The organism is Bradyrhizobium sp., from assembly GCF_030654605.1.
GTDB lineage: Bacteria > Pseudomonadota > Alphaproteobacteria > Rhizobiales > Xanthobacteraceae > Bradyrhizobium.
In genome coordinates, this window is the sequence record NZ_JAURXB010000023.1 from 55668 (window position 1) to 68076 (window position 12409).

Genomic DNA, 12409 nt, shown 5'->3' on the forward strand with positions numbered 1-12409 from the left:
GCTGTCCGGCTGGTTAAGGGCGCGCCAAGACCGCCCGCCGCCGGCGAATGGCGGGGATGGCCCCCGCGTCGTGCGACCTGCGTCTGCGCAAAACCTGCACGACAATCCGCAAATCCTGATCATCCCGCACATCAGCCCTGCCAAAGCGGACCCCATGCTCGGATCATGGGGAATATCATCATCGTCAGCTTCAGACCCTCGCGACTGCCTCGGCGGCTGCTCAATGACGGCTGGTGGCTGGAAACGCCGGCCGCCCCTCGCTCGATGATCGCCTTTCCGAAGCGCAACGCCGCCACGCCCGAGACCCGGTCCAGGCCCAAGCTCAAGTCCAAGCCCCGGGTTCGCCACCTCACTCTCGTCACGTCAGGGAAATGAACACCATGTCGATTGCGACCGCGTCCGACTTCGCTCCGGCTCCCGCGCGCCCGCTGGTCACGCCGCTGCTGCTCGCCGCCGGCTGCGTCGCGCTGGCCGACTGGCTGTTCTACGGCTGGCAGATCGGCATCTCGCTGGCGCTGTTTCTGGCGGCGCTCGGCATCGCCGGCGTCGCCGGCAATCGCGTGAAAGCAACCCGCAAGATCCGGATCATCATGACCTCGGTATTCATTGCCGGACTGCTGGCCCCTATCGAGGACGTCAACCTCCTCTCGGTTCTCTTGAGTTCGCTGGCAACAGCGCTGTTCGTCCTCGCGATGACCGCACCCGCGGGGCCGTCCTGGCAAAGGCAGTTGTTGGAAGCCGTGACGGTACCCCTACGCGGTCCATTTCGATTGGCAGGCGATCTGTTCGCCGGACTCCGGCACATGACGGCGTGGACGCCCGGATGGCTCGGCTGGCTGGTGGGCTGGATCGTTCCACTGAGCATCTTTGCATTGTTCCTCGGTCTGCTGTCGTCGGCGAATCCACTTATCGAACATCGGGTGATGCAGATCGATCCGCGCGTTCTGTTCCGGCATTTCGAGTTTTCGCGGACCCTCTTCTGGCTGCTGATCGCCTGCGCCATCTGGCCGCTGATCCATCGTCGCATCAGACCGCAGCCGGTTCGACAAGCCGAGCCCGTCGTCGCCGCCACCGTGCGCGCGGCTCCGGACTATCTGCTCGGCGTCCAGGCCATGTCGCGCTCGCTGATCCTGTTCAATGCGCTGTTCGCGCTGCAGAGTGGACTCGATCTCGTCTATCTCTGGGGCGGCGCGACCCTGCCCGACGGCATGAGCTACGCGCATTATGCCCACCGCGGCGCCTATCCCCTGATCGCGACCGCGCTGCTCGCCGCCGGCTTCGTCCTGATCGCGATGCGGCCGGGCGGACCTGCGGAGCAATCCAGGCTGATCCGCCCGCTGGTGCTGGCATGGATCGGACAGAACATCCTCCTCGTCATCTCGTCGATCTTCCGGCTCGACCTCTATGTCGCCGCTTACTCGCTCACCTTTCTGCGGCTCGCGGCCTTCATCTGGATGCTGCTGGTGGCCACGGGACTGTGCTTGATCCTGATCCAGATCATCAAGCGAAAGCCGGTTTCCTGGCTGGTCACCGCGAACGCCGTATCGCTGGCGCTGGTGCTGTACGGGTGCTGCTTCATCAACGCGCCGAGGCTGGTGGCAGCCTACAACGTGGCGCACTCGCGGGAAGCCGGTGGCACCGGTCCCTGGCTCGACAAGGACTATCTGCATTCGCTGGGTCCAGAGGTCTTACCCGTCCTCGAACCGCACTTGCCGCAGATTCCGGCGCTCCAGTCCACGGTTTCAAAATTGCGGGCCGGTCCCGACATTTGCGAGAACCGGCGGCGGCGTTCGGAAAACTGGCGAGCCATGGATTTTCGGACATGGCGCCTGCAACGATATTTGGCTAACAATCCCGGCATGGCGCAAAAACCCCTCGACGGCGACAAAGGCTAGCGAACGTGGCTCATTCCATTCTCGTCGTCGACGACGACCCCCATATCCGCGACGTCGTGCGCTTCGCATTCGAGAAGACCGGCATGGCGATTTCCATTGCGCAAGACGGCAAGGAGGCGCTGGCCCGGTTCGACCGCAACGTCCACGACCTCATCGTGCTCGACATCGGCATGCCTGAAATGGACGGGCTGGAGGTCTGCCGCCAGATCCGGAAGACCTCGGATACGCCGATCCTGTTCCTGTCGGCGCGCGACGAGGAGATCGATCGCATCCTCGGCCTCGAAATCGGCGGCGACGACTATGTGACAAAGCCGTTCAGTCCGCGCGAACTGGTGGCGCGGGTGAATGCTATCCTGCGGCGGACGCGAAATACCCCGGCGCCGGTGGAAAGCAAGGCCATGAACCATGGCGGGCTCACGCTCGATCCGGACGCACGCACCGCGAGCTTCAAGGAGACACCGATTGCGCTGACGGCGCTGGAATTCTCCATCCTGCGCACGATGCTGGCGCGGCCGGGTTTTGTCTTTACGCGCGAGTTGATCCTCGATGCCGCCTATGCCGGCAATATTCATGTTGCGGACCGCACCATCGACAGCCATGTCAGGAACATCCGCGCAAAATTTGCCGGCGCCGGCTGCGAGTCCGCGATCGAGACCGTCCATGGCGTCGGCTTCAAGCTGGGACGCTGCGAGGCCGCGCGTTGAGCGAGCAAGGGGCCAACACCAGCCGGAAATGGCGACCAAGCCTCAGTCTTGTCGTCTTCGTCGTTCTCACCAGCGTGCTCGTGCTGCCGCTGTTCAGCATCTACTTCCTGAAAGTCTACCAGAACCAGCTGATCCAGCAGGCCGAAGCCGAGCTGATTGCGCAAGGCGCCGCGCTCGCCGCCACCTTCCGCCGCGAGGTGGAGACCGGAATTCCGCCAGGTGTTGCGCTCGGCGCCAGGGTCCCGCCTGCCGCGCCAAAACCATCCGAGGAGCCGTATCAGCCGATCTGGCCCGAACTCGAACTGGTCAGCGACAGCGTGCTGCCGCCGCGACCCGCGGCGCGCCCGCCAACGGCGCCGGCCGATCCCGCCTTCGCCGCGCTTGGCGCGCGCATGGCGCCGGATCTGGTCGCCACCCAGAAGGTGACGCTGGCCGGCTTCCGGCTGCTCGATCCCAACGGCGTCGTGATCGCCGGCCGCGAGGAAGTCGGGCTGTCTCTGGCGCATCTGGAGGAAGTGAGCGAGGCGCTGCAAGGCCGCTTCAAGGGCGTGCTGCGGGTGCGCATCTCCAAGAACGAACAGCCCTCGCTCTATTCGATGAGCCGCGGCACCGGGATGCGCATCTTTACCGCCATGCCGGTAATGGTGCGCGACCAGGTCGCCGGCGTGGTCTATGCATCGCGTACGCCGAGCAACGTCTTCCGTGACCTGTACGCACAGCGCACCAAGGTCATTCTCGCTATCCTGTCGATGATCCTGCCCACGCTGCTGATCGGGGTGTTGTTTCACCGCACCATCACCGGGCCGATGCGCGAGTTGGTCGAGCGCACCAATCTGGTCGGCAAGGGCGATCGCGACGCACTGCGGCCGCTGAAGCGCCACGGCACTAGCGAGATCGCCCTGTTGTCGCAGAGTTTTCTGGATATGGCGCGGCGGCTGAACACGCGCTCCAGCTTCATCTCGACCTTCGCCACCCATGTCTCGCACGAGTTGAAATCGCCGCTCACCTCGATCAAGGGCGCGGCTGAACTGCTGCGCGAGGACGTCGATGCGCCCGACATGGACGATGCGGACCGGCGCAAGTTTCTCGACAACATCATTGCCGACGCCGACCGGCTGGGAACGATCGCGGGCCGCTTGCGCGATTTCGCCCGAGCGGAAAACCCCGTCGCGCTCGGCGCGGCAAACCTGTCGGTCGCGGTCGCGGGCCTGCGTTCGGCCTTTCCCGCGCTCGATGTCCGCGCCAGCGGCGACCTCGATACGCCGATGCGGATCTCCGAGGACAATGTCCTGATCATTTTGTCCAATCTGGCCGACAACGCCGTGCATCACGGCAGTTCATCGCTCGATGTATCGGCGACGCGGCAGGGCGATCAGCTGAAAGTCACCGTCAGCGATGACGGCGAAGGCGTCTCTCCCAACAACCGGGCCCGGATCTTCGACAGCTTCTTCACCACCAGGCGCGACAGCGGCGGCACCGGGATGGGGCTGGCCATCGTGCGCGCGATGCTCGACGCCCACGGCGGCGCGGTCAGGCTGATCGAATCCGATCACGGGACCGCCTTCGAGCTGACATTTCCCCTGACCGACGCCGCGGCCTCCTGATGCCCGGCGTTTCGATCGACTGCGACAGACAAACGCGAAAATCCCTCACCATCGCCCGCGCCGGCCTGTGCCTTGCCATCATCGCCAGCGGCCTCGCCTTGCGCGGATGGGGACTTGGCCTCGGCCTGCCCGCCTTCGTCGTCAAGTATGGCGGCTCGGTGTTGTGGGGAACGATGGTGTTCTTTCTGCTGGCGATGGCGGCTTCAACGCTTTCCCGGCCGCGCATCGCGCTGGTCGCTGCCGTGATCGCCATCGGCGTCGAACTGTTCCGGCTGGTGCATTTTCCCTGGCTCGACGCGTTTCGGCTGACCCTGCCGGGCGCGCTGCTGCTCGGCCGTATTTTTTCGATGTGGAATATGGTCGCGTATGGCGTCGGGATTGCTTTGGGAGTGTCGTTCGATCATCTCGCCATGTCCGCCCGTCCAGGACCAGCGTCGGATAGCCCTCACTCCGCCAGCTGAAACCGCTCGAAGCGATGCAGTTCCTGCTCGATGCGCGTCTTCAGATCCTTGCGCGCGCCCCTGGCCGCTCCCGCGCCGACCCAGCTCCATTTCTGCACCAGCAGTTTGCGGCTCTTGCGGTCGGTCTTCAGATCGAGGGCTGCGACGATATTGTCGCCGACCAGCACCGGCAGCGCGAAGTAGCCGAACACCCGCTTCTCCTTCGGCACATAGGCCTCGAAGCGGTGGCCATAGTCGAAGAAAAGTTCGGTGCGCTTGCGCTGGATGATCAGGGGATCGAACGGGGAGAGGATGTGGACCTGATCGGAAGCGCTGCCCCTCCCGCTCTCCAGCGTCGCGGGCTCCGCCCAATGCTCCTGTTTGCCGGCGCCTTCAAGCGCGATCGGCACCAGCTCGTTGCGGCGGACCCGCGTCTGGATCATTCGCCGGATCGCCGGCTTGCTCGGGGCATCGAGATGGCAGATCGAATCCACGCTCACGATACCCTGCACGCGCAAGGCGCGGTCGAGCAGATAGGCGGTGGTGTCGCTCACCGAGGCCGGCTTTGGCGGCTTGTCCCAGCCGAAGTGCCGCGTCATCAGGTCGTAGGTTTTCAGCATGCCGATGCGTTCGGAGATCGTCAGCATGCCGGTGTAGAACAACAGCTGCAGCGCCCGCTTCGAGGGTTTGCGGCTGGCCCACAGATGCTCCTTGTCGACCAGCACGTCGTCGTCGATGTCACGGATGGTCAGCGCGCCGCCGCGCCGGATCAGCCGCAGCACCTTGCGCAAATCCGCCGGTTTGACCGAGGTCAGCCATTTGTGGCCCTCGCGCTTGTGGCGCCGCATCGCCGGGAGAAAGAAGCGCAGATCCTTCGACGGCACATAGGACAGCGCGTGTGTCCAGTATTCGAACACGCTCTTGTCGACGCTCTGGGCCTGCCGCAGATCGGCGCGGCGGTATTCGGGAATCCGGTTCCACAGAATATGATGGTGACAGCGCTCAATTACGTTGATGGTGTCGATCTGCACATAGCCGAGATGCGCCACAGCGGCGGCGGTCGCCTGCGGCCCCTCGCCGAATGGTGCGGCTACGTCGAGCCGCTGGGCGCGCAGCCAAATCCGGCGGGCCTCGGTCGTGCTCAGGGGCTGGGAGGGGCTTGCAGTACGGGGCATCGCGCGGGAATGTAGCCGGATTCGCGGGCGCGCGATATTCGAGGGCGAGGCGTGCTTGCCAGGCTCAGCCCGGTCACCGCTTCGGCGGGGCGCCAATCGAGCCCGTCGCGATCTCGGCGTCGCACGACGCCCTGCCGCGTACCGGGGCCTGGCAGCGATAGACATGGCCGGTGAGACGGTCGATCAGCCAGGCGCTTTCCTCGGTCGGGCTCTCCATGCCGACATAGCGGGAGCCGAGCGCCGTGATCAGCGTCGACAGCAGGATCGCCGCCGCGATCATGGCCGCGCCGATCAGGACCGGCATCGAACCAGTGGAACCCGCCTGATCCGGTCGGCCGGCGCGGTACCCCTGATAGTCATATTGCCTTTTGGCTGATGGAAACACACGGATCCTGCGTCGCTGGTTTGCGGTCTGCTCTGTAGGCGATATTTCTGGCGGCCTATCTGGCCGATTTGTTGTTCGCAGCTCGGCACCGCGGCGACGGCATTGCGACAGGGATCGAGGCGATCAGCCCGCCGGCAGCTCCTTCGACATGAGCACGGCAGCCGCGAACTGAAGACGTCACACCAACTCAATGCGCGCGTGATGTCCCGGGGCGGTGGCAAGGCGTTTGTCACGGGTCAACAGCGGAGCATCGAGCGCTTCCGCCAAGGCGACGTACATGGCGTCATAGGCCGTGAGATTGTTCCGCAAATCCCAGACGCGCGGCAAGAGGAGATCGTGCGGATACCGACGCAACGGGAAGTCAGCGAGGTCGGCGAGTGCCGCGCGGCCTCGCTCGGCATCAATCTCTCCGTTCGCTGCAAACCGGCGCACCACCTGCGCCACTTCGACGTCGAGCAAATGAGGCGCGTGCAATATCTGGAAGGGTTCGAAGAGAAGCTTTTCCACCGCCGCTGCGGCTGGCCTACGAAGCAGCGTTTCGAGCATCGCGGAAGCATCGACGACAATCATGAACGATCGCGTTCGGCGCGGACCGCCTCGGCCGGCTCTATAGATAGGGTCACCGTAGAACGCCGATCGAGGCGAGCACGTAGCTCATCTATCGTGGGGCGTTCAGCTACCTGACGGATCTCGCTAAGCAAATAGTCGGAGAGCGACATGCCCGCCAGCGCCGCGCGCGACTTAAGCCGGCGATGCAGCGCATCGGGCACGTTGCGAATTTGAATCATCGCTGTCATGCGCAAAACCTATTCACATGTGCTCCACATGTCAATTAGGATACGGCAGTGTTGATCTCGGTGCATCCGCACGAACTGTGTAATCCATATCACGCTGGCAGAAGGCCGATCGAACGGGGGCGCCGGACGCCGCGACGGACGGAGGAGCCCGGGCGTATGGTCCGTTTACCAATGTGAGCCAAGTCACATCCACGGCCTGTCGCCCGGTTTATCGTTCAACCATCAAAGCGCCATCAGGCGTCACAGTGAGGACCACGACAATGACCAGCTTCTACAGACTTTCCGCCCTCTCGGCGATCACGCTCAGTGCCGCGCTGTCGATGACGGCAGGCCTGGCCATTGCCGGCGAGAAGGTTTCCGCCGACCAGATCCTGAATGCGCTGCAGCCGAAGAAGCCGCTGACCCGCGGACTGTCGGCGGGACCGCAGGCCGATCCGGCCGTCGAAGCCAAGCAGATCCGTTTCGTCGATACCCTGCGCAACCGCAAGACCCGCTCGCTCTCGCTCGGCGAGCGCGAGGAAATCGCCGAGATCGCGGCGACCAAGCCGAAGATCGATCTCGAGATCCAGTTCGACTACAATTCCGCCGATATCAGCAAGAGCTCGATGCCGGCGGCGCAGGAACTCGGCAAGGCGCTCTCGAATTCGACCCTGAAGGGCTCGACCTTCGTGGTCGCCGGCCATACCGATGCGGTCGGCAGCGAGCCCTACAATCAGGAACTGTCGGAGCGCCGCGCCGACACCATCAAGCGCTTCCTCACCGAACAATACGGCATCAACGGCGCCGACCTCGTCACCGTCGGCTACGGCGAAAGCAAGCCGAAGGATACCGGCACGCCGACCGACCCGGCCAACCGTCGCGTTCAGGTCGTCAACATGGAAACCAAGACCGCTTCGAAGTAACGCTCGATCCGCGACAAGTCATTTCAGCCCGCGCCGGTCTCGCGCGGGCTGATTGTATCTGCGACCTCATATCCAACTCTGGAACAGCATCAGCCGGACAAACGTCTCCATCGACGTCCCGACAAACGCCACCGTGATCGGCAGCATCGCGGCGAAGCCCGCGCCTGCGGTCGCGACGAAGGCCCATAACAGCCAGCGCGGGCTGTTGCCCCGCCGCAGCACGTAGACCAGTGCAAGGCTGGCCAAGGTAGCGGCCGGCAAATAGTAATACAGGAAGCCGAGCGTCCGCGGCAGCAGCGCCCAGGCCAGATAGGGTCCGGCATAGAACGACAGGATCAGGAACGCGTCGGCCCGGCGCGTCACGATCCAGTCACGCAGGCAGACCGCTAACGCCGGCAGCGCCGCCCACAGCACCACGGGATTGCCGAGGAATACCACCGCCGCAATCCGGTCATCCGCAACCTTGTCGAACAGGTACCAGACCGGCCGCACCAGAAACGGCCAGGACGGCCACGAACTCATATAGGTGTGGCCCGCGATCGCTGTCGTGGTGTTGTCGCTGAAAATCCTGCGCTGGGCTTCGAGCAGGTCGGGAAGCGACAGGCCGTAAAGCGGCACGAAGGTCGCGAGATAGCCGACCGCCGGGGCCAGCACGAAGCAGGCGGCGAAATGATAGGATCTGAAATCGGGCCACAGGCCCGGCCGGTACCAGTCGCTGGCATTGCCATCGGCGAATTGCGTGCGCCAGCTCTGCATCAGCCGGATCACGGCGACGATCACGATGCAAACGGCGAGTGGAAACAGCCCGCTCCATTTGCAGGCCGCCGAAAGACCGAAGGCGAGGCCGGCGAGCGCGAACCAGCGATGCGGCCGCGCCTGGCGAAAACCGTGCATGAACGCCGCGACCGCCAACAGGCCGAACGAAAGCGAAAATATATCCAGCATCGCGATCCGCGACTGCACGAACACCATCTGGTTGAAGAACGCGAGCAGAGCCGTCGCAATCGCGGGGCCTTGCGCCGCGAACAGCGCGAGGCCGCAAAGATACATCGCGACGATCGAAAGCGCCCCGAACAGCACGCCGGGGTAGCGCCAGCCCAGCGGCACATCTCCGAAAGCGCGGATCGACACCGCGATCAGCTGCTTGGCCAGCGGCGGATGCATCGGGTTGAGCATCGGGCTCGGCATCACCGGCTCGAGCATTTGCCGCGCTGCCGGCACATAATGCACTTCATCGAAGTAGAATTTTTCCGGCGTCGTGATGCCAACCAGCAGCGCGAGATGGGCGATAATGAAAATGACCGCGGCAATCACCGCGCTCCGTGCCGCCGATTTTTCCGGAACAGAAGATGATTCGCGCACAGGACTCACGGATTCATGGCTTTATCGAAATGTCGAGTGTGGGCGGGCCGCATTTTTAAGTCCACCGCATTGAACGCAATTCGTTTTCGCCGTCACTAACCATCGGGGTCATATGCCGCCGCTTGTGATATTTTTACAACATCGCATGGGCGCGCGATCCGGTACGATGCGGGACAAATCGATCGGTCATGAAATGAATTGGCGTCACTGCGTTTTCCTTGTTTGCGCGTTTTGTCTGTCAGCCGCGCTGGCGGCTGGGCCTGCTCGCGCGCAAACGCGCGTCGGCGAAGCCGCCGTCGTCAAGAACGAAGTCGTCCGCGTCATGGCGTCGGGGACCACTCCGATCAATGTCGGCGATAGCGTGGTGCGCGACGAAACCGTGCGCACCGGCACCGACAGCGCGACCCGGCTGGTGATGGCCGACAGCACCAATCTGTCGCTCGGCCCCAATTCCACGCTCAAGCTCGACCGCACCGTATTCGACGACGCGCACAGCTATCGCGACATCTCGATCAAGCTGACCACAGGCGCGTTTCGCTTCGTCACCGGCAATTCGGACAAGGGCGCCTACAAGATCCAGACCCAGGTCGCGACCATCGGCGTGCGCGGCACCATCCTCGATATCCTGTCGCAGCGCGGCAAGACCACCGTGGTGCTGCGGGACAATGGCGCTTCGCGGGTCTGCACCCTCACCTTCCAATGCATCGAGCTGACCAAGCCCGGCGACACCGCTGTTATCACCTTCGCCGGCGGCAAATACACCATCCAAAAATCCAGCACGCCGCCCTGGACCTTCGCCTGTGGCGCCGCCGCGGGCCTCTGCAGCACCACGCAATATGCCGATGCGACGCCTACCATTACGCCGCCTGTCGATGACGGCAGCGATCCCACCGGCATGCTGTGCGGGCGCTGACGATGACAAAATTCACCCGCAGTTTTGTCGTATCGACTGCGCTCACGGCGGCGATTTCGCTGCTGCTGATACCGGCGCAGCCATTACCCGCATTGGCACTGACCGCGGAAACGGTGACGGTGGTGAATTCAGAATACCCGCCTACGCCAAATCCTACATATTCATCGAGTCCGTCGCCGAGCCCAACGCCGTCAGCTTCGCCCAGCCCTTCTCCATCACCGACCCCGACGCCAAGCGCATCACCAAGCCCGAGCCCAACGCCCACTCCGACCCCAACCGGTTCGGATTCCAGCGCTGGATCGGTCAAGGACCTGGCCAAGCAACGCTTCAACCAGATGATCACCAACCGGGTGCTCGGCACGGTACTGCTCGGCGTCAACGAACAGGTCAACTGCGGCGATTGCGTCAGCGCGTTCGGCTCCGCGGGCTCATTCTCGGCCGGCATTCACGGCCGCAAGAACCTGACGTCCAACCTGGCGCTGCTGGCGGGCATCGCCTACGCCCAGTACAGCGAAGGCGGCTACAGCGTCACCAGCGCCCCGATCGGCGCCTTCGCGCTGCGCTACGATTTCACCGACTGGGGTTCATCGCGGCCGTTCTTCGACATCGGCGCCATCTTGTCGCCGTTCCAGAAGGTGCGCTACCGCCGCAGCTACCAGACCAGCCTCGGCCCGGTGTCGCTCGACAGCGAAACCACCAGCGAGAACTACGGCGTCTATGGCCGCGCGGGCTGGATCAGCCGCATATCACCGCGCGACGAGGTCGCCGCCTCGGTCGAGGTCTGGCAGATGTGGCAGCGGGTCAAGGGCTACAGCGATCCAGCCGCCGTGGCATTCAATCCGTTCGACGCGAACATCGCCACCGGCACCGACAAGACCAATCTCGTCAAGATCGGCGCGCAGTGGACGCATCTGTGGGGCAACAGCATCGAGACCAATATCAACGGCGGCTTCGTGCAATCCTTTGCAACCCGCTCCGGCATCGTCGCCACCGTCACCGGTGAAGGCACCGTGGTGCCGACGATCGGCAACCAGAGCTGGTTCGAATATGGCGGACGGGTCGGCTACCGCATCACCAAGGGCTGGATTGCCGACCTCTTCCTCAACGGCACCGCCGGCCCGCAGCCGGTCGGCAACACCCTGCACGGCGGCGTCGGGCTGCGGATTACGTACTGACGCGTGACCAAATGCCTGCGCTGGCGCGTCGGATCACGCCACCGCCTTGCCCTCATAAGCCCTGCGCAAGCCCTCGATATCGAGCTTGACCATCCCCAGCATCGCTTGCATCGCCCGCTGGGCGCCGGCGGCATCGGGGCCGCCGATATATTTCATCAGCGCGGCCGGCACGATCTGCCACGACACCCCATAACGGTCTTTCAGCCAGCCGCATTGCTCGACCGACCCGCCATTGGCCGACAGCACATCCCAGAGACGATCGACCTCGGCCTGGTCGGCGCAATCGATAAAGAACGAGATGGCATGGGTGTATTCGAACCGCGTGCCGCCGTTCAACGCCATGAAGCGCTGGCCGGCCAGCATGAAGTCCACCACCAGCACTGTCCCGGCCTTGCCGGCGGGGCCGTCGACGAGGTTCTTCTGCACCTTCTCGATCCTGGAATCCGGCAGCAGCGACACGTAGAAATTCGCGGCCTCCTCGGCCTCGCCGTCGAACCACAGGCAGGGGGAAATCTTGGACATCGTTGAACTCCCGGATGATGATGTGACTCAAATTATCAGGCGCCGGCCATCGCGGACTGTGCAGCCGTTGCTGCGGCGACATCCATCACGCGGCTCGGCCAAAGGACGAGCGGCCGGTGACCGTCCCGACACGGGTCTCGGATTTTTTTTCGAGGGCGGATCGACCGTCCCCGTCATTGCGAGGGGCGCAGCGACGGAGTTACGGCCGCGAACCGGTACCCGCGCTCCGTCTGGCCGGAATATGCTTGGTGAAAATGCGTACTACAGCGCCCTTCACGGGCCTGACATCGTCGAACAGCCGGGAAGCGATTGCCTCGATGGCGTCGCGATATTGCAGAAACTGCCCCTGCCGCGCCGTGCTCGGCGAGCCCCGCACGCCTGCGAGCTCGTCCATCGCGGCGTCGCTGATCTGGCAGTCGACGGTCTCGCCGTCGTTCAGCATGGTAAATCCGAACGCCAAGCGTTCGTCGTCATACCCTACAATGCGACCACGCGTCAGCGGCATCGAAAGTTTCCCTGTCGCCCCCTGGTCATT

Annotated in this window: 15 protein-coding genes; 8 read left to right on the forward strand and 7 right to left on the reverse strand. The window is 63.9% G+C overall.

What is annotated here, in order from left to right; genetic code table 11:
- Positions 1 to 165 precede the first annotated feature (165 nt).
- The 5 genes from Q7U29_RS02075 to Q7U29_RS02095 are packed head-to-tail and all read left to right on the forward strand — an operon-like array spanning position 166 to position 4664.
- Positions 166 to 375, forward strand: a complete 210-nt coding sequence (locus tag Q7U29_RS02075; protein ID WP_304737811.1) for a hypothetical protein — start codon at positions 166 to 168, stop codon at positions 373 to 375.
- A 5-nt stretch (positions 376 to 380) separates the two neighbouring features.
- Positions 381 to 1895 carry a DUF4173 domain-containing protein gene (locus Q7U29_RS02080; RefSeq protein WP_304737812.1) on the forward strand — a complete coding sequence of 505 codons (1515 nt, stop codon included), beginning with the start codon at positions 381 to 383 and terminating at the stop codon, positions 1893 to 1895.
- A 5-nt stretch (positions 1896 to 1900) separates the two neighbouring features.
- On the forward strand, positions 1901 to 2599 hold the full coding sequence (locus Q7U29_RS02085; protein WP_304737814.1) for a response regulator transcription factor: 699 nt from the start codon (positions 1901 to 1903) through the stop codon (positions 2597 to 2599).
- Positions 2596 to 4203, forward strand: coding sequence for a HAMP domain-containing sensor histidine kinase (locus tag Q7U29_RS02090; RefSeq protein ID WP_304737815.1), 1608 nt, complete (start codon positions 2596 to 2598; stop codon positions 4201 to 4203). The genes Q7U29_RS02085 and Q7U29_RS02090 overlap by 4 nt, the downstream gene beginning before the upstream one ends.
- A complete protein-coding gene (locus Q7U29_RS02095; RefSeq protein WP_304737817.1) occupies positions 4203 to 4664 on the forward strand; it encodes a DUF2809 domain-containing protein in 462 nt (153 codons plus the stop codon). The genes Q7U29_RS02090 and Q7U29_RS02095 overlap by 1 nt, the downstream gene beginning before the upstream one ends.
- Here Q7U29_RS02095 and Q7U29_RS02100 read toward each other — a convergent pair.
- The 4 genes from Q7U29_RS02100 to Q7U29_RS02115 form a co-directional block, all read right to left on the reverse strand.
- Positions 4649 to 5818, reverse strand: a complete 1170-nt coding sequence (locus Q7U29_RS02100; RefSeq protein WP_304737819.1) for a winged helix-turn-helix domain-containing protein — start codon at positions 5816 to 5818, stop codon at positions 4649 to 4651. The two genes, Q7U29_RS02095 and Q7U29_RS02100, sit on opposite strands and share 16 nt — an antisense overlap.
- 73 nt (positions 5819 to 5891) lie before the next feature.
- Positions 5892 to 6122, reverse strand: a complete 231-nt coding sequence (locus tag Q7U29_RS02105; RefSeq protein ID WP_304737821.1) for a hypothetical protein — start codon at positions 6120 to 6122, stop codon at positions 5892 to 5894.
- 258 nt (positions 6123 to 6380) lie between these two features.
- A complete protein-coding gene (locus tag Q7U29_RS02110) occupies positions 6381 to 6773 on the reverse strand; it encodes a type II toxin-antitoxin system VapC family toxin (protein ID WP_304737823.1) in 393 nt (130 codons plus the stop codon).
- On the reverse strand, positions 6770 to 7000 hold the full coding sequence (locus Q7U29_RS02115) for a hypothetical protein (RefSeq protein WP_304737825.1): 231 nt from the start codon (positions 6998 to 7000) through the stop codon (positions 6770 to 6772). The genes Q7U29_RS02110 and Q7U29_RS02115 overlap by 4 nt, the downstream gene beginning before the upstream one ends.
- A gap of 260 nt (positions 7001 to 7260) precedes the next feature.
- Here Q7U29_RS02115 and Q7U29_RS02120 point away from each other — a divergent pair, with 260 nt between their 5' ends.
- The gene (locus Q7U29_RS02120) at positions 7261 to 7902 is read left to right on the forward strand and encodes an OmpA family protein (RefSeq protein WP_304737827.1); all 642 of its coding nucleotides are present in this window, start codon (positions 7261 to 7263) and stop codon (positions 7900 to 7902) included.
- A gap of 66 nt (positions 7903 to 7968) precedes the next feature.
- On the opposite strand, the gene Q7U29_RS02125 is transcribed toward Q7U29_RS02120, so the two are convergent.
- A complete protein-coding gene (locus tag Q7U29_RS02125; RefSeq protein ID WP_370691677.1) occupies positions 7969 to 9264 on the reverse strand; it encodes a phospholipid carrier-dependent glycosyltransferase in 1296 nt (431 codons plus the stop codon).
- Between the two features lie 193 nt (positions 9265 to 9457).
- Between Q7U29_RS02125 and Q7U29_RS02130 the strand changes: the two genes are divergently transcribed.
- Positions 9458 to 10177 (forward strand): FecR domain-containing protein, encoded by a 720-nt coding sequence (locus Q7U29_RS02130; RefSeq protein WP_370691681.1) that lies wholly within the window; start codon positions 9458 to 9460, stop codon positions 10175 to 10177.
- A complete protein-coding gene (locus tag Q7U29_RS02135; RefSeq protein WP_370691678.1) occupies positions 10165 to 11352 on the forward strand; it encodes a hypothetical protein in 1188 nt (395 codons plus the stop codon). Before Q7U29_RS02130 ends, Q7U29_RS02135 begins: the two co-directional genes overlap by 13 nt.
- A gap of 33 nt (positions 11353 to 11385) precedes the next feature.
- Here the strand turns inward: Q7U29_RS02135 and Q7U29_RS02140 are convergent, their stop codons facing one another.
- Both Q7U29_RS02140 and Q7U29_RS02145 read right to left on the reverse strand, forming a co-directional pair.
- Positions 11386 to 11874 (reverse strand): VOC family protein, encoded by a 489-nt coding sequence (locus tag Q7U29_RS02140; RefSeq protein WP_304737833.1) that lies wholly within the window; start codon positions 11872 to 11874, stop codon positions 11386 to 11388.
- Positions 11875 to 12073: 199 nt separating this feature from the next.
- Positions 12074 to 12379 (reverse strand): DUF1488 family protein, encoded by a 306-nt coding sequence (locus tag Q7U29_RS02145; protein WP_304737835.1) that lies wholly within the window; start codon positions 12377 to 12379, stop codon positions 12074 to 12076.
- Positions 12380 to 12409 lie beyond the last annotated feature (30 nt).

Coding starts and splice junctions, on each gene's coding strand:
- Q7U29_RS02075 (WP_304737811.1), top strand. CDS start 166: ATGGGGAATATCATCATCGTCAGCTTCAGACCCTCGCGACTGCCTCGG.
- Q7U29_RS02080 (WP_304737812.1), top strand. CDS start 381: ATGTCGATTGCGACCGCGTCCGACTTCGCTCCGGCTCCCGCGCGCCCG.
- Q7U29_RS02095 (WP_304737817.1), top strand. CDS start 4,203: ATGCCCGGCGTTTCGATCGACTGCGACAGACAAACGCGAAAATCCCTC.
- Q7U29_RS02100 (WP_304737819.1), bottom strand. CDS start 5,818: ATGCCCCGTACTGCAAGCCCCTCCCAGCCCCTGAGCACGACCGAGGCC.
- Q7U29_RS02105 (WP_304737821.1), bottom strand. CDS start 6,122: ATGCCGGTCCTGATCGGCGCGGCCATGATCGCGGCGGCGATCCTGCTG.
- Q7U29_RS02110 (WP_304737823.1), bottom strand. CDS start 6,773: ATGATTGTCGTCGATGCTTCCGCGATGCTCGAAACGCTGCTTCGTAGG.
- Q7U29_RS02115 (WP_304737825.1), bottom strand. CDS start 7,000: ATGACAGCGATGATTCAAATTCGCAACGTGCCCGATGCGCTGCATCGC.
- Q7U29_RS02120 (WP_304737827.1), top strand. CDS start 7,261: ATGACCAGCTTCTACAGACTTTCCGCCCTCTCGGCGATCACGCTCAGT.
- Q7U29_RS02130 (WP_370691681.1), top strand. CDS start 9,458: ATGAATTGGCGTCACTGCGTTTTCCTTGTTTGCGCGTTTTGTCTGTCA.
- Q7U29_RS02140 (WP_304737833.1), bottom strand. CDS start 11,874: ATGTCCAAGATTTCCCCCTGCCTGTGGTTCGACGGCGAGGCCGAGGAG.
- Q7U29_RS02145 (WP_304737835.1), bottom strand. CDS start 12,379: ATGCCGCTGACGCGTGGTCGCATTGTAGGGTATGACGACGAACGCTTG.